We start from the raw sequence: 21,103 nt of genomic DNA on the forward strand, positions 1-21,103 counted from the left end.
GACACTTCATTATAAATGTTATAGGTTTATTTATTGAAAATTATGAAGTTTGAAGAGTCTTTAAATCGACTTGAGGAGATTGTAAAAAAACTTGAAGGAGGAGAAGTTCCTCTTGAAGAATCAATATCTCTTTTTGAAGAAGGGACAAAACTTTTGGGAGAGCTAAAGGACTATCTTGCTCAAGCGGAAATTAAAATAGAGAGATTAATAAAAGATAGTGAAGGCAAATTTAAAACTGATGAATATAGAGAATTATCTGAAGAGTTGGAAAGAGAAAGTTGATCGTAAGATAGAGGAACATCTTCCAAAAGAAGAGGATCCCCCTTCTATTTTAAGTAAGGCTATGAGATATACTGTTCTTGCAGGGGGAAAGAGGATAAGGTCTATTCTTATGATTACTACATATTCTCTTGCAGGAGGGAAGAATATTGAGGAAATTATGCCGGTTTCTTCCGCTATTGAATTTATCCATTCATATTCCTTAATTCATGATGACCTTCCTTCTATGGATAATGATGATTATAGAAGAGGGCAACTCAGCTCTCACAAGAAATTCGGAGAAGATATTGCGATTCTCGCAGGAGATGCTCTTTTCTCTCATGCTTTTTATATAATATCTCATAGTGATATAAAGCCAAACTTAAAAGAGGAAATTCTTAAGGTTCTTACTAAAGCTATTGGGAATAAAGGTATTATAGGGGGGCAAGTGGAAGATATTTTATCAGATTCTGCTAATAAAAATCCAAAATTGTTGAGGTATATTCACTCTCATAAGACAGCCTCTTTCTTTTCTGCGGTATGTGAAATTGGAGCGATTCTTGCAGAAGCAGATGAAGAGAAAATTCTGGGAGCAAGAAAGGGTGGGCTTTTAATGGGTATGGCCTTTCAAATAATGGATGATGTTTTAGATGTAGAAGGGAAGAAAGAAGAATTGGGAAAAGAGGTTGGGAAGGATAAGAATAAGATTACTTATCCTTCTATTTATGGAGTTGAATTTTCGAAAAAGATAGCAAAAAGATATAGCGAACTTGCTTTAAAGAGTTTAAATGTTATTAAAGAAGAAGACGAAACATTTAGAGAGATATTGAATTTTTTGCTTGAAAGGAAAAGTTAAGATGGATTATAATCGTCTTTTACGCCTTTTTTTTCTCCCTTATCTTAGTGGCCTAATTTGTCAAGGAGTGAAAATTTTTAACCACTGGATTATGGGGAAGAAGTTTGATATTAATCTAAAAAGTTTTTTAGAACTTGGAGGAATGCCGAGCGCTCACTCTGCCTCTACCATAACTTTAAGTACTTTAATTGCAATATATTATGGAGTAAACTCTCCTCTTTTTATAATCTCTTTTTTTCTTTCTTCGTTCATAATAGGAGAGGCATATGTTGTAAGAGGTGTAATAGGTAAACATAGAGAGTTAATAAATAAGTTGATTGAAATAAGTTTAAAAGAAGAATTGGGGAGAGAAGCTACACACAGAATAGGGCATACACCCTTAGAAGTAATAATGGGAGTGATTTTGGGATTTTTCTTTGCTTTTGCTTTTGCAGGTATATAATGTTACTTGAGAAGGTTAATTCTCCAGAGGATTTAAAGAATTTATCAATAAAAGAATTAAAGATTCTAGCTTCTGAAATGAGAGAGAAGATAATAGAAGTAGTCTCTAAAAATGGGGGGCATCTTGCACCAAATTTGGGTGTTGTGGAGCTTACGATTGCACTCCTTAAGGTTTTTGATCCACCAAAAGATAAAATAATTTGGGATGTATCCCACCAAGCTTATGGTTATAAGTTATTAACAGGTAGGAGAGAAGCTTTTGACACTCTTAGGAAATTTGGAGGGCTTAGTGGTTTTTTAAGAAGAGATGAGTCAGTTTATGACGCTTTTGGAGCTGGGCATGCAAGCACTTCTTTGTCCGCAGCTCTTGGGTTTGCAATTGCAAGGGATAAGAAAGGAGAAAATTACCAGGTTGTTGCTGTTATTGGAGATGGTGCTTTAACAGGAGGGATTGCTTTAGAAGGGCTAAATCAAATTGGATATTTAAAAAGAGATATGATAGTGATTTTGAATGACAACGAAATGTCTATAGCTAAGAATGTAGGGGGGTTAAGAGAATACTTGACCCGTTTGCAGTCTGCAGAGATTTATAATAAGATAATGGAAGATGCTTGGAGTCTCCTTGAAAAGCTTCCTCCAGGTTTAAGCGAAAGGGCAACTAGGGCTGCTGAAAAATTAAGTATAGGACTTAAAAATTTAATTGTCCCAAATGTAATTTTTGAGGAATTAGGTCTTTCCTATTATGGGCCTATTGATGGCCATAATATAAAAGAACTAATTACAATTCTTTCTAAGCTAAAGAAGATAAAGAAAGCAAAGCTTCTTCATATTATTACAGAAAAAGGGAGAGGTTACAAACCTGCTCAAGAAAATCCATCTCTTTTTCACGGAGTAGGGCCTTTTGATAAAAGAACAGGGAAAATTATAAAGAGAAAGGGGCCAAAAGATTATTCAGAAGTTTTTGGAGAAGCAATAGTTGAGGAAGCCGAAAAGAATAAAGATATAATCGCAATAACAGCAGCTATGGCTGAGGGAACAGGTCTTTCACTTTTTAAAGAGAAATTCCCGGAAAGATTTTTTGATGTTGGTATTGCCGAACAACACGCAGTCACTTTTGCTGCAGGTCTTGCTTGTGAAGGTTTGAGGCCTGTTTGTGCAATATATTCTACTTTTCTTCAAAGAGCCTTTGATCAGATTCTTCATGATGTTGCATTACAACGATTGCCAGTAATTTTTTGTATAGATAGAGGTGGTTTTTCTCCTGGAGATGGGGCTACACACCATGGAGTTTTTGATCTTTCCTATCTTAGGATGATACCAAACATTGTGATAATGGCTCCAAGAGATGAGGTTGAGTTAAAGAGGATGTTAAAAACAGCTCTTCTTAACAAAGAGTGTCCTACAGCAATTCGTTACCCCAAAGGAAAGTCTATAGGGGTAAAGGAACCTTATGAGCTTCTCCCTATTTCAATTCCAGAAGCAGAAATTCTTCGTAAAGGAAAGGATGTTCTTATTTTAACAATAGGTCCAATTATATATTCAATTCTTAAGGTAACTGAGAAAATCTCTAACATTAATCCAACTGTAGTGGATGCTAGATTTGTGAAGCCTTTGGATGAGGAAAAGATTTTAGAACTTGCGGAAAAGAGTAAGAAAATTATAACAGTGGAAGAGAATTCTGTTGTAGGAGGTTTTGGGAGTGCTATCTTAGAACTTCTTAATAGGGAATCAATGAAAAAAGAAGTTTTAAGAATAGGTATTCCTGACTATTTTGTAGAACATGGAGAAGAAGAAAAACTTTTAGAATCAATTGGGATGGATAAAAATAGCTTAATAGAAAGAATTAAGAGTTTTGTGAAATGAAGGAAAGAACAATAAAAGAGAAGATTATCCTTTCTGGAAGGGGCATTCATTCAGGGAATAAGGCAAAAATAACCCTTTATCCTAAAGAGGAAGGAGGAATTATTTTTGTTAAAGACCAGGAAGAAATTCCTGCAATTTTTTCCTTAGTAAAATCTCAAGAAAGAGAAATTGTTCTTTCAAAAAATGGTGTAAGTGTAAGAGGTGTAGAACATCTTATGAGTGCTCTTTATGCTTGTGGGGTTGATCATGTTAGAGTAGAAATAGAAGGGGAAGAAATACCTGCTTTTGATGGAAGCGCTTATCCTTTTATTTCTGCGATTGAGAAAGTTGGGTTAAAGGAGCTAAAGAAAGAAAAGAGGAAAAGATTTATTAATAAAAAAATTTTTGTAGAAAATAAAGGTTCCTTTGCTTTTTGTCTTCCTGCAAAGAAACTTAAAGTCCATTATATTATTTCTTATAATCATCCTTTGCTTTTTTATCAAGAATATATTTTTGATGGGAAAACTGATTTTAAAAAGAATATAGGAAGATCCAGAACCTATGGATTTCTTTCTTGGAAAGAAGAATTAAATAAGAGAGGATTTGCATTAGGAGCTTCAGAGAAAAATACCCTTATTTATACAGAAAGTGGTTTATTAAATAAACCTCGTTTTAAAGATGAAGCAGTTAGGCATAAGATTCTTGATTTAATGGGTGAACTTTATCTACTTAACCCTATCCCTATTGGTTATTATTTTGTTTTTAGAGGAGGTCATTTATTACATTTTCAATTACTTAAAGAAATAGAAAGGAGCAAAAATGGTCTTTAGTATTGAAAAAATACTTGAAATTATGCCTCATCGATATCCTTTTCTCTTGATTGATAAAGTAGAAATTGTGGGAGAAAATGAGGTCATTGGAATAAAAAATGTTACTTACAATGAACCCTTTTTTAGAGGACATTTCCCTATGGACCCGATAATGCCAGCAGTCCTCATTGTTGAGTCTATGGTTCAAGCAGGTGGATTTTTGCTTTTAAATAAGCTTTCGGATCCTAAAAAAGCAAATGTATATTTTGCATCTATTGAAAAAGCGAAATTCAGAAAACCTGTTCGTCCTGGGGATGTTTTAGAACATAGAGTTAAACTCACAGCTTTTAGAACTAATTTTTGCAAGTTAGAAGGAGAATCTTTTGTTGGAAAAGAAAAAGTCGCAGAAGGCTCTTTCTCTGCAGCTATTGTAGAAAGGAAGGAAGAACAATGAAGGCGGATATTCACCCAGAGGCAAATATTGAAGAGGGTGTTAAAATTGAGCCTGGGTGTTTAATAGAGAAAGATGTTACAATAGGTAAAGGAACAAAAATCGGGAGGGGAGTTATTATAAAAAGTGGTGTTAAAATTGGAGATGGTAATGAAATACATCCTTATGCTGTTATAGGTGATACTCCTCAGGATAAAAGTCATCCAGAGAAATTAGGAAAAGTGATTATTGGAAATTTCAACATAATAAGGGAATTTGTGACGATTCATTTACCAGTTGGAGAAGGGACAGAAACGAGGGTTGGAGATAATAACTATATTATGGCTTATTCTCATATAGCTCACAATTGTAAGGTTGGGAATAATGTTCTACTTGTAAATGGGGCTACTCTTGGAGGTTATGTAGAAGTTGAAGATTTCGCTTATATTTCAGCTTTTGTGCCGGTTCATCAATGGGTGAGAATCGGAGCTTATTCTTTGATAGGAGGAGGTTTAAGAATCACACAAGACCTTGTTCCTTTTGCTCTTGCTGCCGGATATCCTTTGAGGGTCATTTCTCCTAATTTCACTGGCTTAAGAAGAAACGGATTTAGTGCTGAACGAATAGCCCCTATAAAAGAAGCTTTTAGAATTTTATTCCGTTCAGGGCTTAATACAAAACATGCTATAGAGAAAATTAGGGAAGAATTTGAAGGAAATAAAGACATAGAGCATATTATAAAATTTATTAATGAATCTAAAAGGGGAATAGTTAAATAATGAAAAATTATGTTTTTAAATCCTAAGTCTAATATCTTAACTCCTAAATTGATTGATCACACAAACCTAAAAGTTGATGCTCAGGAAATAGATATTGAGAAGTTGTGTAAAGAGTCGATAGAATACAATTTCAGAGGTGTTTGTGTAAATCCTGTATGGGTTCCATTTGTTTCAAAAATTTTAAAAAATACACCAGTTAAAGTAATCTCGGTTGGGGATTTCCCTTTAGGGTCTTCTTTAAGCGAGGCAAGGAAAAAAGAAGCTGAGGTGATTATGAAAAGCGGAGGAGATGAAGTAGATTTTGTCCTGCAAATACCTCTTTTTAAAAGCAAAAAATATAAGGAAGTTGAAAGGGACTTAAGAGAAATTGCGGAGATTATTCATCCTGATGGTAAACTTAAAGTTATAATTGAAGCTCCTATTTTAACAGAAGATGAAATTAAGGATGTTGTTAAAATTGTAGAGGCCTCAGGAGCAGACTTTATTAAAACAGGAACAGGGACAAAAGGGCCTGTTACGATTTTTCAAGTTAAAAAGATAAAGGAAAATACAACACTTCCAATAAAGGCTAGTGGGGGAATAAGAGATATAAAAACCGCGATTGAATTAATAAAAGAAGGTGCTTCAATTTTAGGTAGTTCAAATGGGGTAAAAATAGTTAGAGATTTACTTTAGATGAAAAAAAGAGTGGGTTTAATCTTAAGTTTTTTTGATTCCAATTATTTTTTTATTTCTTGCTTTAAAAAATAGATATAAAAGAAAACAGGCAAACATTGTTAAATGCGAAGTTATCGTACTTCTTTTTAACTGTTTTACTTACTTTGTTTGCGTTTTTCTTACGAGCAATAAGATGGAAAATCCTTTTCAACCCGATAAAAAAACTATCATTAATTCTGAGATTCCATGCTACAATGATAGGTTTTATGTTAAACTATATCTTCCCTGCAAGAATTGGATAAGTAATTCGTGTATATCTAATTGGTTCACGGGAGAAATTCAGCAGGATTTCTGCTTTTATGATAGTTATTGTTGAAAGGGTTATGGATGTTTTTATTCTCTCTTTTTTTCATCGCAATTGTTGTAACTATTTCTCCTGTCCCACATTGGTTTAAAGAATAGAATTTGCAATCTCTATTATAAATCTCTATTATAAATTTAGGACTTTTCTTTCTCTTTTTAGGTATACAAAAAGGAGATTTTTTTAAAATTGTAGAAAAAACAAAAGGAAGAATAAAAGCATTTTTTCCACTTTCATTGAGGCTTTAAATATATTCCCAATTCGCTTACCTTTGCATATGTGTTTTGTGGATATGATAATTCTGGCTTTTGGACTTATAGTTTCTTCAACCAGTGGCTTTTATTGGGCATTCCCGTTTTTCGTAATGGAAGGATTAGTTATTTTCCAGATTAAGCAAACTTTTGTATTCAGCTATTCTTCTTTCCCCATCCCGGTTCATTCCAACTTTAGGGGTAGGGCTTCTATCTTTCTAGATTTGAGGTATTAACTTTATTAAGAACCTAAATAATTAATGCTTCTTATAATGGATTAGAGAAAGGATAAAAACAACGGTAGTAAAAATTAAAGAAAGAAAAGCAAGAGCAACTCCCAGATAGAAACTTCTCGGTTTGAAAAGAAAACTTACTCTATGTTTACCTTTAGGGACAGAAACTGCACGAAAGAGATAGTTGGCGCAAATTATATCGCTTCTTTCTTCATTAATGTAGGCTTCCCAACCAGGGTAATAGTGTTCTGAAAGTACAAGATAACCGTCCGAGACAAGTTCAACCTCCAGTTTTATCTTATCTGCTTCATACTCGATTATCTTGACGTTCTCTTTTTCTTTATCTTTCAACTCTTTATTAAAACCAACGATTTTTGTTTCTTCAGGAACTACCATCTCTTCTAATGGCTTAAAGGCATTGGATTTCATATAGGGAATGATTAAAGAGTCCGCCAGTTTCTTTACCTGGTGAACTATCCAAGCCCGGGGAAGATAAGAATCGCGTTTCGAGAGGGAAATTAACCTATTCCTGCCTATTGTGGTATCTCTTACTTCATATTTTACATTGTATAAGTCGAGATATTTTTCTTTTTGGTCTTTGAACGCCTGCTCAAATTTACTAAAACGGGCCAACTTATTTGGCACATGGCCATCAAGTGCTTCCAATTGAAACAATAAAGACCTTGAATTTGAATAGAAGTAACCAAATCTTGGAGAGTCTATTCTGAATTTTTCAAACTTACTTTCATGTTGCAGAAACCGAATAAGGTGATTAGAAGAATAATAATCCTCAGGAGACATTTTCTGCCCAGCGAAGTAACTGCCCATGAGAAAAAGGTCAAAGAAGAGGATAATAGAAGCACAAATTTTAAACCATTGAGAAGATATTTTTTCTCTACTCCTTATATAAAGAAGAGAGAATGAAAAAAGCAAAAATACCCCGAAGAGAAGTAAACTTTGAAATATGACTTTGTGTTTGTAAAATCCTAAACCTGTTGACGGATAAATGCTGGTAGAATGCCATACCGCTACTCCAGCAATAATGACAGCAGTTCCTATTAATCCAAAAGTTCCGACTTTTTTAAAGTTCTTTTCTTTTAGATTATCTGCCAGAGAATCAAGAGAGAAAGATGTAATTATTGTAGACGCCAAAACAAAGAATGGCATAAATCTTATATGGAATCTCAAACCAGGTAAAAAGATAGCAATTAATTTCTGGAAAGGATTGTATTTTCCATACATAAATATAAGAGCAAAACCCAATAAATAAAAGAAAAACCGTATATTTTTCTTATTGAAAATCCTGTACGAGAAAGCAAGTAAAAGCAAGCCAATAACACCAATATAAGAACTATATTCAACAAACATCCAGAATGACTCGTACCCACCCCAGTAATCGTAACCATCTGTTCCCTTCCCAAATATATGAGGGGTAAAAAGCGCTAGGATCATTTTAAAGGGAGTATAACCCGCTACGAATTCCCGAGTTCTTGAACTCAACCTTACATACTCTAATTCAGGTATTATTCTTGGAGCAGCAAAAAATAAGCTCACTAGAATAAGAACTATAGCAAGAATTAATACTTTTTTTCTTTCTTTTGAGGTAATTGTGTTATATAAAAGGAAAGAACTAACCACTCCTAAGAGGTAAAAATATACTTGGATATGTGACCCCAAAATAGACATTCCTATAACTAAACCAGAAATCGAAGCCCAGAACAAATTTCTTTCTTTAGAAGTTTTTAATAGGGAATAAAAAATAATTGGGAGCCATATCAACCCTGTCAGTTCTCCTGTATGTTGTGTTCGAACAATTGTTGGCAGACTAAAAGAAAATAATACTACTCCGAATAACGAGGAAAGTTTAGAGATGCCTAATTCTTTCAATAAGAAATAGGTCGTAATACCACCAAACCATATCTGGAAAAGTAAAGATAATTCAACAATATATGCGGAAATGTGGTTGTTTTTGAGAAACAATGACAAAAAAAGTAAAAAGGGACACAGGGAAAAAGTGGGCTGTGAACCAATAAAAGGATAACCCCCATAGATATATGGTAGCCATAATGGGATCTTTCCCGAAAGAAGCATTTCAGCCATATAGGCTCTTCTGGGATATTCTACAAGGATAAAATCAAACCAGAAAAATGATTCTTTTGTAATAATTTTCCAAAAAAATATGAAAAGCAACACAGTAAACGAAAAAATTATGAGAATATCATACCTTTTATTCTTCAATACATTTCTCTCCTCTTTTTTCTGAATTATCTTCCATATCCAGATTGTAATTTTATTCGTATTTTTCTTCAATAATATACAGAGGTCTATCTTTTACCTCTCCATAAATTCTTCCGATATACTCGCCTATTATACCCAGAGTTATGAGTTGAATACCACCGAGAAATAGTATGATTGCTATTGCGGAAGCCCAACCTGGGACTATTTCCTTGAGGGCAAATCTATAAATAATTGCCCAAACCGCATATAAGAAAGAAAATATAGAGACTATAAATCCTACAAAACTGGCAACTTGAAGAGGTTTGATAGAAAATGAAATTATTCCATCTAATGCAAGCTTTATAAGTTTCCAGAATGAATATTTGACTTCTCCTTTATATCTTGGTTCTCTAATAAATTCTACACCTGTCTGTTTAAACCCCAACCAGCTGGTAAGCCCTCTGATAAAACGATATTGTTCTTTTAAATTCTTTAATCTTTCTGCTATGTTTTTATCCATAAGTCTATAATCGCCAGCGTCCATTGGAATTTCTACCTCGGAAAGAAGTTTTAGAATACGATAGAAAAACCAGGCGACTCCTTTCTTAAAAAAACTTTCCCCTTTTCGTGCTTTTCTAACCGCATAAACTACCTGGTATCCCTCTTTCCATTTCTCTATCAAGCTGGGTATAAGTTCCGGAGGGTCCTGAAGGTCTCCATCCATTGTTATAACAGCATCGCCGTGAGCAAAATCTATTCCTGCCGAGATTGCTGTTTGATGCCCAAAGTTCCGGGAGAATTTTAGAATTTTTACAGAGGAATTTTTTCTGTGCAACTCTTTTAACAGACTCCAGGAAGAATCAGAACTTCCATCGTCAACGAATACAATTTCATAATTTCCCTCTATTTTTTCAAAAACCTGAACCAATTTTTCATAGAGGATAGGAATATTATCCTCTTCATTATAAATTGGAATAACCACACTGTATAAAATTTCCTTATTCATTCTTATTATAAATTTTTATAATTAATATTATAAAATAGCATTGGCTTGTCAAGTATGAGGGACATTGCTCGTGTCTAACTTTTTCCATAACTGCAAAAGCAATTAAACCGTAGGGATATATTAATGCTTTCTCAAGCAATAAGTTTTCTAATTTTAGTGGATATTTTAAGGCTTTATTTATCTTAGGGGTAACTGAAACAATTGGTCGCCATTTACCTTTTGCATTTTTTGGCATAAAATTTTATACGGTCCTGAAGAAACTTACAGAAATAAATAGACTGAAATTAGAATAAGAGGTTTTTTAAAAACTTTGAAATTATGTTCCTTCAATTCCTTTGCCAGTTTACTTCGTGAATATTTTCTATAATGATGATTGACTTCGTCGTGTTTTACTCCGTAAAAAATTGAAGGTAGGACCGAATACAATAAAAATTCCATTCTATTTTAATATTATATTCCATTCCCCTAGTGACTTACTATCTTTTTCTACATGTTCCAATATCCTCGAAGTGATCAGAAAATCAAATTTCTCGTCTTTAAAGTTAGTATTACCGCAATCTATTACAAAGGTATCTTTTATTCTATTTTTTCTGCACTTTACAATTCCTTCCTTGCTACTATCTATAACCCACTATATTCTCAAAGTTTTTCTCTTAAAAAGCTATTAAATGTCCACCAGTACAACCAATATAAAGAACTTTAGACCCAGAACTAACCTTCAATTGTATTAGTAGTCTAAATATTATATCCCGTCGAGCTTCTACCCCACCGGTGATATTTTTCTGATTCGGAATGTTTCAATTCGTATTGTTTATCCATTGTTAACTCTTACTTCCTTTTCTTTAAAGGTAGTAAATCCATACGAAAATGATAACGCTCCTGTGGGACACTTTTTTATACACAAACCACATCTAATGCAATCTATAGAATCCGGAACATTAAAGATTTCAATGTCCATAGGGCAGATATTATGACAGGCAAGGCATTCGGTACACCTTTTTTCATCAACCATAATCTTAAAAAAGGTAAATTTATTGAAGAGCCCGTAGATGGCTCCGAGAGGACAACAAAACCGGCAGAAGGGTCTTTTTATTAAAACCGAATAAGAGATAAAAACGAGAACAATAGAAATCTTGACATAGAAAAACCAACCTACTCTGAGCCTTATAAAAGAATTTAACAAAACCAGAGGTATTCCAGCCTCAATTCCTCCTTGAGGGCATAATTTACAGAACCAAGGTTGGAAGGTGAAAAGAGGCAATAAAATAACGAGAAAGAAAAGAACAAAAAACTTTGAATAATTATATTTTTCGGGTATTTGAATCTTAAAGGTTTTTATTTTATAAAGAAATTCTTGAAGAAAACCAAAGGGGCAGATCCATCCACAAGCAACTCTCCCTAAAGTTATTCCTAAAAATGCTAAAAATCCTATTGCATAAAAAGGAAAGTTCCTTATAACAATAAAACTTTGAATTGTTCCAATAGGGCAGGAAAACCTCGCAAGAGGGCAGGAGTAACAATTAAGCCCAGGGAAAAGGAATCTTTTACCTACACCTTGATAAATATCAGTAGAAAAATGGTTATTAACTGTAAAAAAGGCACTTACCCCAACAGTTATCCGAATATATTTATTGTACATCTTTTTTAACATTAGTAAATTCCGATACAAGAAAGGCAAAGAACTGAACCAATAAATCCTGTTTCAAGAAATTGATTTATTAGGACGCCATAAAATAACATTCCTATTCCTAAAATTAAACCAAGAAGTAAGGCAAATAAATGTTTATTTTTCACTTTCTTTTTCCTCCTCTTCTTTTAATAATTCCTTTACAATGATTTTTATTTTTTCTCCAAAACTTTCACTGAATCCCATTCTTGTATTTATTATTTCACCTTTTTTGTTTATTATAATAGTAACCGGAACTGCCTGAACCCTATATTTTCTTGCAGTTTCAATATCGCAGATTAAAATTGGATAGTTTATTTTAATAAAATCACTGAAAAATTTAAGGTTGCTCTTTTTCCCAATCCCAATCCCTAATATTACCAAATTTTCATTTTTTTCTTCTATATATTCTTTATACAAATTTTTAAGAAATAGAATTTCTTTTCTGCAGGCAGGGCAGTGAATTGCCCAAAAGTTTATAATGACTACCTTACCTTTGTATTTAGAAAGAGTGTGTTTATTCCCTTCTAAGTCTTCAAGCGTGAAGTCTGGAGCTAAAGTTTCTTTGCCTTTTTCTGGATTTGTTTTTATTTCTTTTTTTGTAGAAGAATTACTCGAGTTGCAAGAAACGGTAGGGAAAGAGCAAAGAATGATTATTAATATTAAAAATTTATTCAAATTTCCTCCTTTTTATATTTAAAACTTTTCTAAGATGTTCTTCATTAAAACCCACAATCTTTTGATTCCCAAAAAGAAGAACAGGAACTCCTACTTGCCCTGTTATATTTTTAAGTTCTTTTACAGCCTCAGGGTATATAGAGATATTTATCTCTTTAAATTTAATCCCATTTTCTTTTAAAAAATTCTTTAATTTAATACAATAAGGACAGTTAGAGGCAGTATAGACCTTAATATTCATTTTTTGCTTCGAGTGTTTCAAGAAATTTGTAAACTTCTTTAGCTCCTATAGCACCATCTCCTATAGCAGTTGCTATTTGTCGTAAGGGAGTAGTTCGGACATTTCCAATAGCAAAAACTCCAGGAAAGGATGTTCTCATATATTGGTCTGTCAAAATAAAACCGTTCTCGTCTAATTCTAAGAGGCCTTTTACAAGTTCGCTGTTGGGGACTTCTCCTACATAAATGAAAGCACCCTTTGCTTCAAGGAATTTTATCTTTCCTTTCTTTAAATCTTTGACTTCAACGCCGCTTAACATTTCATCTCCTATAAATCTAATAACTGAATGCGATAATAGTAATTCTATTTTTTTATTATATTTAACCCGATCTATAAGGATTTTTTCGCCAGTTGGATATTCAAGTTTTTCAATTATTGTGATATGTTTTGCAAATCTTGAGATGTATAAAGATTCTTGAAGACCAGAGTTTCCCGCACCTATTACAACAACATTTTCCCCTTCAAAAAGAGGAGCATCACAAGTAGCACAAAAAGAGATTCCTTTATGGATAAACTCTTCTTCTCCGGGGACACCTAATTTTTTAAAAGAAGTTCCCATCGATAATATCAAAGTTAGAGAGGTGTAAGAGGAAATGGAAGTTTCTATTATAAAGGGTTTTTCTTCCAAAATTATTTTCTTAACTTCCTCATTTTTAATTATAGCTCCAAATTTTTGCGCGTGTTGATGATATAATTTCCCCAAATCTATTCCGGAGATTCCTTCTGGAAAACCCGGATAATTTTCTATATTATGAATATTAACTACATAACCTCCTGGCAGGAATTTTTCAAATACTATTGTGTCTACTTTGGATCTACCAAGATAAATTGCTGCAGTAAGTCCTGCTGGACCACTACCTATAATTGCCGTAGAGAAATGATTTTTCTTGTTAAAACTCATTTATTTCAAAAGTTTCTTTTATCTTCTCTAAGAAAAGTTCCATACATTACTCTTTCACTTACAAAAGAAAACTTATAGGAATTTCTGACATCTTCTTTTAAATCCTCGTAGGATTTTGAGATTAGAGATAAATTATCATTTAAAGAGACAACTTCTTTTAAATATTCTTTATCGCCTCTGCTTATTATACCCAAACTACCCTCTTTTTCCTATAAGGTATGAATCTTTTAAAGAATGTCAAGAGTTTATTTTAAAGATCCTTTGTATAAAATTTTCAATTTCTTTAGCTTTTTCTTCCATCCCTCTATTTTTGTATTCTTTTATAAGAATTTCATATAATTTTTTACTCTTCGGATTAAGTTCTATCGCTTTAATAAGAATTTTTTCAGGATTTTTGAAGAAAATGACCTTTTCGTGTCTTTTTAAAAATTCATAAATTTTGAAAGGTGTTTCCCAATCAATGGGATCGCTTCTCATTGCTTTTAAGTATGAGTTATAAGCAAAGAAAAGAAAACTAACCAAATTTGTTTTATAGTATAATTGTTCGCTTACTAAACCAAGAGGTATTGAATTTTGTGGTAAGCCTCAAAGGGATTCTGCCCAAGAAAAACATTTATAAGACTTCTCATAATTTTTGTTTTTAAAATAGGCTCTTCCTTTTTCTCCAAGAAAGTGAGAAGATAAAGGTAAAAGATAAATAAGGCTTAGAAAAGATATGCTTGATTTAACCAAATTGGATAGATTAAGAGGATATTCTTTTTCTTCTTCTATTGTAAAAAGAATTGCTATAAAAATAAGAAAAATTACAGGAAGATATAGAATATTATCGAATAAAGAGTGAATGAGGATGGCAACTATGGGAATGCGTTCTGTATTTTTAAGTTTTTTATAATTAAAGAAGAAAGTTATAAATAGAAAAACATAACAGAAGAAAAAGAAATCCTCCTTCCGCAAAATAATTGAGAAATTCATTATGGGCCATTTCTGGTATTTTTTATATTCTCCATTAACAGGAAAGTTGTATTTAAAAAGAAATTTTTTTTTTATAGTTTCTTAGTTCCCAGCCTGTGATAGGTCTATCCAAGCCAATTTTAATTGCTTATTTCCAAATGTTTGGATGTTGAAGAGAATCTGAATGAACTTTTTAATTACTCTTTTACTTACTGGGTTAGGTAGAATGAGAATTGTTCCAATCAAAATAGGGCTAATCAAAGCGAAAATTTTTCTTTTAAAGATTAAGAAGGGGAAAACGAGAATAAAAATGAGCACAATTCTTGACCCGGTAAGGATAGAGAAGAAAAAAAGAGAAAGAAGAGGGGATATTTAATCAATTTGTTTTTTATATGGAGGCTATATAGAAATCCTAAGGTAAGTGGGAAGACAAAGAAGTTGGCATATCTATAAGTTCCACTTACTCAATTTGGGGGAAACATAAGAGAAGAAAAATATGCTTAAAAGTAATAAATTTTTATCTGGTTTTATTAAAAGGAGTGAAATAAAAAATAGGCCAAGTATTCTAAGAAAGCTTCCATTAAATAGAGAAGTGAGGGAGAAAAATAAACTTGCAAGAAAAGAAGCGATTATAAATAAATTAAGGGGTAAAAGAAAAGAACTTTTTGGCTGTTTTTTCTTATATAAGTAGATAAGACTAAAGTCCCAAAAGATAAATAGCCCATGGGCTCTCTTCTCCCTTATAAAAACCTGTGGCAAATATTGGTAAAGAACAGATAAAAATTTTACTAATTTCTTTAGATTTGTTCGATTCTTTCTTCATTAATTTTTCTGTATTTTTTTTTGCATTTAGAACAAGAGGTTTCTTTTTGGTTGAAAATGATTTTGTTGCCACACTCGCAAATCCAGCCTTTTAATTTTGCCGGATTTCCATAAACTATAGCATAATCTGGAACATCTTTTGTAACCACAGAACCTGCTCCAACAAAAGAGTATTCCCCTAAAGTGATACCACAGATTATGGTGGCATTAGCTCCTATAGTAGCTCCCCTTTTTACTATGGTTTTTAGATATTCTTTTCTTTCTTTTGGATAAGCTGCTCTTGGGTTTTTAACATTGGTAAAAACCATTGAAGGGCCGCAGAACACATCGTCTTCTAAAGTTACTCCTTCATACACAGAAACATTATTTTGAATCTTCACATTATTCCCAATTTTAACATTTGGTCCAATACAAACATTCTGCCCGATTGTACAATTTTCACCAATAGTGACATTAGAAAGAATATGAGAAAAATGCCAGATCTTTGTCCCATTCCCAATTTTAACATTATCGTCTATATAAGATGATTGATGGACAAAATACCCCATTTATCTTTTTTCCTCCAAAGATTTTTGAGCTTCTTTTAGGATTTTTAAAACCCGTAGGCCACTCTCCCCATCGCTTTTTGGTTTCTTTTTATTTTTTATACAATCAATAAAATCTTCGCAAACTGCGTTAAGAGGCTCATATAAAGGAATACTGGGTATATAAATATCTCCATACCTAACACCCACGCCCCCTTTTTCTGTCCATTCAATACCTTTATCAAAAATTGTCAATTTATTCCTTAGTTCCATGTCGTCAAAGACAACCATTTTTTTACTACCCACAATTGTTAGCTTTCTTGTTTTGTTGGGATTAAGCCAGCTGAGATGAGAATGGGCATTAGCTCCAGAAGGAAATTTTAAATGAAGAAAAACAGTATCTTCAATTTTTTGTTTTTCTTGAAGATATATGCTTCCAAAGGCCTCTATTTTAGATGGAAAATCTTCTAAGAGATATAGGAAGATAGAAATATCATGGGGGCCAAGGCTCCAGAGAACATTTTCTTTAGACCGAATTACTCCTAAATTGAGGCGCTCACTATATAAATAGTAAATTTTCCCAAGCTCTCCATTTTTTATTATTTCTTTTATTCTTGAAATGGCAGGATGATAAATAAGGAGGTGATCAACCATTAAAATTAAACCTTTTTTCTTTGCAATCTCTATTAGTTCCTCGGCTTCTTCTAGCTGAAGGGCTATTGGTTTTTCTACCAAGACATTTTTACCTTTAAGAAGAGCTTCTTTTGCAATTTTGTAGTGGGTTTCAGTAGGAGTTGCTATTGCTATTGAGTCAATTTCTTCTTTAGAAATGATTTCTTTGGCAAGCAAAAAGCTTTTAATTCCTATAAATTCTGATGTTATTTTTGAGAGTTTGTTTCTATCTGAATCACAGATTGCCACATTTTCTATTCCCAAGATCCTGACAAAGTTTCTAACTAAATTACTACCCCAATTTCCCACTCCAATTATTCCGATTTTCATTAAACCTCCAAAAAGTATTATAAAATATGTAAACTTTCATTTCTCTGTCAAGTTTTGAAATTTCAAGAATCCTTTTTTAGCATAGATTTTAAGAAATATAACTCTTTTCTTCCGATAACTCTAAATAAGATTAATAAAATAGAGTAAACTACTCCACCGAGAGATGCAACACTTACAATTTCAAGAACTCCTTTTGGAGAAAACCACCTTAATGTTAGGAGCATTATTAAAGAAGAACCTATTATCTTCCCAGTAAACTTTATCCCAATTGTAACCTTGAATAATTTATAAGAGAATGTCAAAATTATAATTGCCAAAAAAAAGTAAGATATAAATGTTGCAACAGCTGCTCCAATAATATCTATCTTTGGAACAAGTAGAAAATTAAGCCCAAGATTTAAAAGAGCGGCAAATAAAAAAGAAAAAGGCAAATATTTTGTTTTTTCTTTTAAGAGGATTATGGAAACATAAATTTGGTAAATTCCCGCAAAGAGATATCCTCCCAAAATGAATAGGATTAAGGTTCTTTTTGTTACAAATACTTCTGTTGCTAATAGTCTTAAAAGATAAGGGGCAAAATAAAAAATTAAAAAACAGGAAGGAATTGCTAATATTAAATAATATTTTAGAGAATCTTGAAGATATTCCTTGACCTCTTTTTCTTCTTTTTCTTCCCAGAGTTTTGAAATAGTAGGGAAAAGAACGAATGATATGGGGGTGAGGAAAATATTAACAAATTTTCCAAGAGAATAAGAGGCCGAGTAAACACCCACCTTGGAAATATCTAAGAAGTGAATAATTACATAACGATCACTGTATTCAACAATCCAAAATAAAATGCTGATTGGAATTAATGGGAGGCTGTAATAAAGATAAGGGAGAATCTCTTTAAAAGATAACTTTAAAGGGAAACCCTTTGAATTTATAATATCAAAAATTATTAAGAAAGAGCCAAATCCTTCTACGATGATAAAAGAAAGGATAACTTTTTCTAACTTTCCACCCCAAAAAACAAAAATTATCCCTAGTAGGAGAGAAAAGAAGGTAGCTAAAATTTCAATTATGGAATATTTGCATATTTGGTTGAGAATTCTGTAATAGTTGTGGAGAAAGGTGTATAAAACACGTATAAAAAGCAAAGACAAAAACAGATTAACATATAATATTTGTTTTTCGTCTCCAAACAAGAAAATCGCAATTTTTTCTTTTAAAAAGAACATAAGGAGGATAATAATTATTAGAGAAAATAAGATTAAAAATAACATAGAAAAAAAGTGCTGAGAAAAGACTTCTTCTCTTTTAGAAGGGAGATACCGGATGGAAGCAGTATCTAATCTGAGCATTAAGATAGGCACCAATAGTCCTAAACTCACAACAACTTGTGTCCATATTCCATATTCCTTAGGGCCAAGATTTTTGGCAATCAAGGGAAGTAAAATAAAGGATTTTAAATCTAATAAGATTCCTGTTGCAAGCCTAATAAGAACGTTGAAAGCAAAGTTCTCTTTTTTCATAAGAATTTTTAGATGGAGTATTGCTATTTATGTTTAAAATTTGTCTTGCCACATATTCCCAAGAGAAAATTTCTTCTGCTAATTTTCTTCCCCTTTTACCCATCTCTTTTCTTAATCTTGAAGAATTGACAAGTTTTTTTATTGCTTTGAATAAAGCTTCTGCATCATTTGGAGGAACTAAAATACCTATTTTTTTCTCTTTTACTATCTCTAAGCCTCTGATTTTTGTTGTTATAATTGGAACCCCACAGGCAGCATAATCTCTGATTTTTAAGGGAGAAAGTCCTATATTTTCATTTCTTTCTTTTATAAAAGGTGCGATTCCAATGTCAAAAGCGTTAATATATAGATTGGCTTTTTGATAAGGGACATTTCCTGTTAAAGCAACTTGTTCTTCTTTAAACCTCGAAACCTCTTTACGAATTTTAGGCATTAAGATTCCATCTCCAACAAGAATAAATCTAACATTCTTATTTGTTTCCAAAATCTTTGGGATTGTCTGGAGGAGATATTCTAATCCTTGCCAGATTACAAAATTACCAATAAATCCTACATATAAAAAATGAGGATCAAGACCAAGAGTTTTTTTTGCTTCTTTTTTGTTAATTGGCTTAAAGTGATTTATATCTGTGCCATTTCCAATTAGGGCTATTTTTCTCTCGTTAATTCTGTATTTAATAAGTTTTTCCTTAATTCCCGGGCTTACAACTCTGAGGAAGTCGGAAAGAAAAGCACTTTTTATTTGCATAAACTCTACTAGTTTAATCTTTTTTTCACTTTCTCCTAAAACTTTTCTTTCTTCAGAGATCCAAGAATTTAATTCAAGAATTATTTTAAATTTATTATAAAAGATTTTTAATAATCTTAAAAATAATAAATAGAAGAAACTGGGAGGGGAAAATCTAAGGTATATTATGGAAGGTGAGAACTTAAAAGACTGCCATAAAGAGATTAAGGTAAAGTTAAAATATTTAATAAATCTAAGAAAATGGCTTCCTTTTAAGGGGTTAGGTAAAGAAAGGATTTTAAAATTTATTTTTGAATCACTAAGATTCTTGTCTATTGGCCCATAAACAATAGAAAGAACATTTGCTCCAAGATTGGAGAATTCTTTAGCCAAATTATAAAAATGAACCTTTGGGGCATTATCTATGGAAAAATCCACAGGTCCGATCATTAAAATTCGTTTTATAGCCATATTAAAAATATTATTTTAAATATGCCTTTCTCTTCTAGGAGGTCCAATTTATCTGGTGAAGAAGGATTTTATAGTTTTACACACATATTCAATTTCTTCTTTTCTTAGTTCTGGGAAAATAGGTAAAGAGAGAACTTCCTCGGCGGCTTTCTCAGAAATAGGCAAGTCTCCTTTTCTATAACCAAGATAAGAAAAACAATCCTGTAGGTGAAGAGGGAGTGGGTAATATATCTTCCATCCAATATTTTTTTTCTCTAAAAACCTTGCAAGATCATTTCTTTTTCCATTTTTTACTCTGATTGTATACTGATGGAATGTATGCTTTTTGTCTTTTGTAAAATTTGGAAGTTCTATCTCTTCAATATCTTTTAAAAGCTTAGCATAAAATTTTGCATTTTCAAGTCTTTTTTCATTCCATTTATTAAGATAGGGGAATTCTGCTAAAAGAATCGCTGCTTGGATAGTGTCTAATCTGCTGTTGTATCCTACATGAGGATGATGATAATCTAAGGAAGATCCATGAACTCTTAAGCTTCTTAACCCTTTTGCGATTTTTTCTTCATTGGTGGTTATCATCCCACCATCTCCATAAGCCCCTAAGTTTTTTGTAGGGAAGAAAGAAAAACAACCTAATTTGCCAATAGAGCCTGCTTTTTGCCCAAGGTGCTCTGCTCCAACAGCTTGGCAGGCATCTTCTATTATTTCAAGATTAAAATCTTTTGCAATTTTAACAATTGAGTTCATATCAGCCATAAGCCCATATAAATGGACAGGAATTATTGCTTTTATTTTGGGAATTTTTATTGATAACCGTTGTGTGTGGAAGGAAGCACCGTCTAAAAGTTCCTTTATTTTATCTGGGTCAATGTTGTATGTAGTAGGTTCTATGTCTACGAAGATAGGTGTTGCTCCTGCATTATAGATTGCTCCCGCTGTGGCGAAGAAAGTAAAGGGTGTGGTTATTACATAATCTCCCTTTCCAATCCCTAGAATTTTCAAGCTAAGTAAAAGAGCATCAGTTCCTGAAGCTACTCCTATTGCATATTTTGTGTTACAATATCTTGCAAATTTCTCTTCCAGCTGTTTTACCTCTTCTCCAAGGATAAAATGTTGAGTTTGTAAAACCCTCTCAATCGCTTTATCAATTTTTTCTTTTATTGAGATATACCGCCGTTTTAGGTCGAGTAAGGGAACTTTCATGGAAGCTCACTCCTTTCTAAGGTAAGACATTTCTCCTATATCCCCCAGAGTGTAATTAATGTTCTTACATAGGAGATTGGTAAGCTGTTTTATGCTTTCTCTAAAATAATCTTTTAGATATGTATAGGTTTTTATTGGAAGCAATTCGAAATTTCTTTTTCTACCCCAAAAAAACAATTTATTAATACCACATATCTTTACAAAGTTAACCATCCAACTTGAAACGC

Annotated in this window: 26 protein-coding genes; 10 read left to right on the forward strand and 16 right to left on the reverse strand. The window is 32.5% G+C overall.

The window, feature by feature from the left end; genetic code table 11:
- Positions 1–42 precede the first annotated feature (42 nt).
- Genes xseB through deoC form a run of 8 tightly spaced genes read left to right on the forward strand, consistent with a single transcriptional unit; the run spans position 43 to position 6,090 of the window.
- Complete coding sequence (gene xseB / locus ABIN61_02245; GenBank protein ID MEO0293025.1) at positions 43–282, forward strand: exodeoxyribonuclease VII small subunit; 240 nt, start codon at positions 43–45, stop codon at positions 280–282.
- Entirely contained in the window at positions 239–1,114 is an 876-nt protein-coding gene (locus tag ABIN61_02250) for a polyprenyl synthetase family protein (protein ID MEO0293026.1), read from the forward strand. Before xseB ends, ABIN61_02250 begins: the two co-directional genes overlap by 44 nt.
- 1 nt (position 1,115) lies before the next feature.
- Positions 1,116–1,556 (forward strand): divergent PAP2 family protein, encoded by a 441-nt coding sequence (locus ABIN61_02255; GenBank protein ID MEO0293027.1) that lies wholly within the window; start codon positions 1,116–1,118, stop codon positions 1,554–1,556.
- Positions 1,556–3,418 carry a 1-deoxy-D-xylulose-5-phosphate synthase gene (dxs, locus tag ABIN61_02260; GenBank protein MEO0293028.1) on the forward strand — a complete coding sequence of 621 codons (1,863 nt, stop codon included), beginning with the start codon at positions 1,556–1,558 and terminating at the stop codon, positions 3,416–3,418. Before ABIN61_02255 ends, dxs begins: the two co-directional genes overlap by 1 nt.
- Positions 3,415–4,227 carry a UDP-3-O-acyl-N-acetylglucosamine deacetylase gene (gene lpxC, locus ABIN61_02265; protein ID MEO0293029.1) on the forward strand — a complete coding sequence of 271 codons (813 nt, stop codon included), beginning with the start codon at positions 3,415–3,417 and terminating at the stop codon, positions 4,225–4,227. The genes dxs and lpxC overlap by 4 nt, the downstream gene beginning before the upstream one ends.
- The gene (fabZ, locus tag ABIN61_02270; GenBank protein ID MEO0293030.1) at positions 4,217–4,660 is read left to right on the forward strand and encodes a 3-hydroxyacyl-ACP dehydratase FabZ; all 444 of its coding nucleotides are present in this window, start codon (positions 4,217–4,219) and stop codon (positions 4,658–4,660) included. Before lpxC ends, fabZ begins: the two co-directional genes overlap by 11 nt.
- On the forward strand, positions 4,657–5,415 hold the full coding sequence (gene lpxA / locus ABIN61_02275; protein ID MEO0293031.1) for an acyl-ACP--UDP-N-acetylglucosamine O-acyltransferase: 759 nt from the start codon (positions 4,657–4,659) through the stop codon (positions 5,413–5,415). The genes fabZ and lpxA overlap by 4 nt, the downstream gene beginning before the upstream one ends.
- 9 nt (positions 5,416–5,424) lie before the next feature.
- Complete coding sequence (deoC, locus tag ABIN61_02280) at positions 5,425–6,090, forward strand: deoxyribose-phosphate aldolase (GenBank protein MEO0293032.1); 666 nt, start codon at positions 5,425–5,427, stop codon at positions 6,088–6,090.
- Between the two features lie 851 nt (positions 6,091–6,941).
- Here the strand turns inward: deoC and ABIN61_02285 are convergent.
- The 11 genes from ABIN61_02285 to ABIN61_02335 form a co-directional block, all read right to left on the reverse strand.
- Positions 6,942–9,155 carry a YfhO family protein gene (locus tag ABIN61_02285; GenBank protein ID MEO0293033.1) on the reverse strand — a complete coding sequence of 738 codons (2,214 nt, stop codon included), beginning with the start codon at positions 9,153–9,155 and terminating at the stop codon, positions 6,942–6,944.
- 52 nt (positions 9,156–9,207) lie between these two features.
- On the reverse strand, positions 9,208–10,140 hold the full coding sequence (locus tag ABIN61_02290; GenBank protein ID MEO0293034.1) for a glycosyltransferase family 2 protein: 933 nt from the start codon (positions 10,138–10,140) through the stop codon (positions 9,208–9,210).
- Positions 10,133–10,375 carry a hypothetical protein gene (locus tag ABIN61_02295; protein MEO0293035.1) on the reverse strand — a complete coding sequence of 81 codons (243 nt, stop codon included), beginning with the start codon at positions 10,373–10,375 and terminating at the stop codon, positions 10,133–10,135. The genes ABIN61_02290 and ABIN61_02295 overlap by 8 nt, the downstream gene beginning before the upstream one ends.
- A 576-nt stretch (positions 10,376–10,951) precedes the next feature.
- A complete protein-coding gene (locus ABIN61_02300) occupies positions 10,952–11,779 on the reverse strand; it encodes a 4Fe-4S binding protein (protein MEO0293036.1) in 828 nt (275 codons plus the stop codon).
- A gap of 11 nt (positions 11,780–11,790) precedes the next feature.
- Positions 11,791–11,934 carry a hypothetical protein gene (locus ABIN61_02305; GenBank protein ID MEO0293037.1) on the reverse strand — a complete coding sequence of 48 codons (144 nt, stop codon included), beginning with the start codon at positions 11,932–11,934 and terminating at the stop codon, positions 11,791–11,793.
- On the reverse strand, positions 11,924–12,484 hold the full coding sequence (locus ABIN61_02310; protein ID MEO0293038.1) for a TlpA disulfide reductase family protein: 561 nt from the start codon (positions 12,482–12,484) through the stop codon (positions 11,924–11,926). The genes ABIN61_02305 and ABIN61_02310 overlap by 11 nt, the downstream gene beginning before the upstream one ends.
- Positions 12,477–12,725, reverse strand: coding sequence for a glutaredoxin family protein (locus ABIN61_02315; protein MEO0293039.1), 249 nt, complete (start codon positions 12,723–12,725; stop codon positions 12,477–12,479). The genes ABIN61_02310 and ABIN61_02315 overlap by 8 nt, the downstream gene beginning before the upstream one ends.
- A complete protein-coding gene (locus ABIN61_02320) occupies positions 12,715–13,665 on the reverse strand; it encodes an FAD-dependent oxidoreductase (GenBank protein MEO0293040.1) in 951 nt (316 codons plus the stop codon). Before ABIN61_02320 ends, ABIN61_02315 begins: the two co-directional genes overlap by 11 nt.
- Positions 13,666–13,670: 5 nt before the next feature.
- Entirely contained in the window at positions 13,671–13,859 is a 189-nt protein-coding gene (locus ABIN61_02325) for a hypothetical protein (GenBank protein ID MEO0293041.1), read from the reverse strand.
- 43 nt (positions 13,860–13,902) lie between these two features.
- Positions 13,903–14,187: a hypothetical protein gene (locus tag ABIN61_02330; protein MEO0293042.1), complete on the reverse strand. Its 285-nt coding sequence runs from the start codon at positions 14,185–14,187 to the stop codon at positions 13,903–13,905.
- 63 nt (positions 14,188–14,250) lie between these two features.
- The gene (locus tag ABIN61_02335; GenBank protein MEO0293043.1) at positions 14,251–14,637 is read right to left on the reverse strand and encodes a hypothetical protein; all 387 of its coding nucleotides are present in this window, start codon (positions 14,635–14,637) and stop codon (positions 14,251–14,253) included.
- A gap of 163 nt (positions 14,638–14,800) precedes the next feature.
- Here ABIN61_02335 and ABIN61_02340 point away from each other — a divergent pair, with 163 nt between their 5' ends.
- Together ABIN61_02340 and ABIN61_02345 are read left to right on the forward strand one after the other, a co-directional pair.
- A complete protein-coding gene (locus ABIN61_02340) occupies positions 14,801–14,992 on the forward strand; it encodes a hypothetical protein (protein MEO0293044.1) in 192 nt (63 codons plus the stop codon).
- A 120-nt stretch (positions 14,993–15,112) separates the two neighbouring features.
- Entirely contained in the window at positions 15,113–15,307 is a 195-nt protein-coding gene (locus tag ABIN61_02345; protein MEO0293045.1) for a hypothetical protein, read from the forward strand.
- Positions 15,308–15,413: 106 nt separating this feature from the next.
- On the opposite strand, the gene ABIN61_02350 is transcribed toward ABIN61_02345, so the two are convergent.
- The 5 genes from ABIN61_02350 to ABIN61_02370 all read right to left on the reverse strand — a co-directional run bounded on the left by ABIN61_02350 (position 15,414) and on the right by ABIN61_02370 (position 20,876).
- Positions 15,414–15,986: a DapH/DapD/GlmU-related protein gene (locus ABIN61_02350; protein MEO0293046.1), complete on the reverse strand. Its 573-nt coding sequence runs from the start codon at positions 15,984–15,986 to the stop codon at positions 15,414–15,416.
- Positions 15,987–16,964: a Gfo/Idh/MocA family oxidoreductase gene (locus ABIN61_02355; GenBank protein ID MEO0293047.1), complete on the reverse strand. Its 978-nt coding sequence runs from the start codon at positions 16,962–16,964 to the stop codon at positions 15,987–15,989.
- 62 nt (positions 16,965–17,026) lie between these two features.
- Positions 17,027–18,478: an oligosaccharide flippase family protein gene (locus ABIN61_02360; protein ID MEO0293048.1), complete on the reverse strand. Its 1,452-nt coding sequence runs from the start codon at positions 18,476–18,478 to the stop codon at positions 17,027–17,029.
- Positions 18,441–19,676 carry a glycosyltransferase family 4 protein gene (locus tag ABIN61_02365; protein ID MEO0293049.1) on the reverse strand — a complete coding sequence of 412 codons (1,236 nt, stop codon included), beginning with the start codon at positions 19,674–19,676 and terminating at the stop codon, positions 18,441–18,443. Before ABIN61_02365 ends, ABIN61_02360 begins: the two co-directional genes overlap by 38 nt.
- Before the next feature lie 48 nt (positions 19,677–19,724).
- Positions 19,725–20,876 (reverse strand): DegT/DnrJ/EryC1/StrS family aminotransferase, encoded by a 1,152-nt coding sequence (locus tag ABIN61_02370; GenBank protein ID MEO0293050.1) that lies wholly within the window; start codon positions 20,874–20,876, stop codon positions 19,725–19,727.
- Positions 20,877–21,103: the final 227 nt, after the last annotated feature.

The organism is candidate division WOR-3 bacterium, assembly GCA_039804165.1.
Taxonomy (GTDB): Bacteria; Hydrothermota; UBA3072; order UBA3072; family UBA3072; genus JAFGHJ01.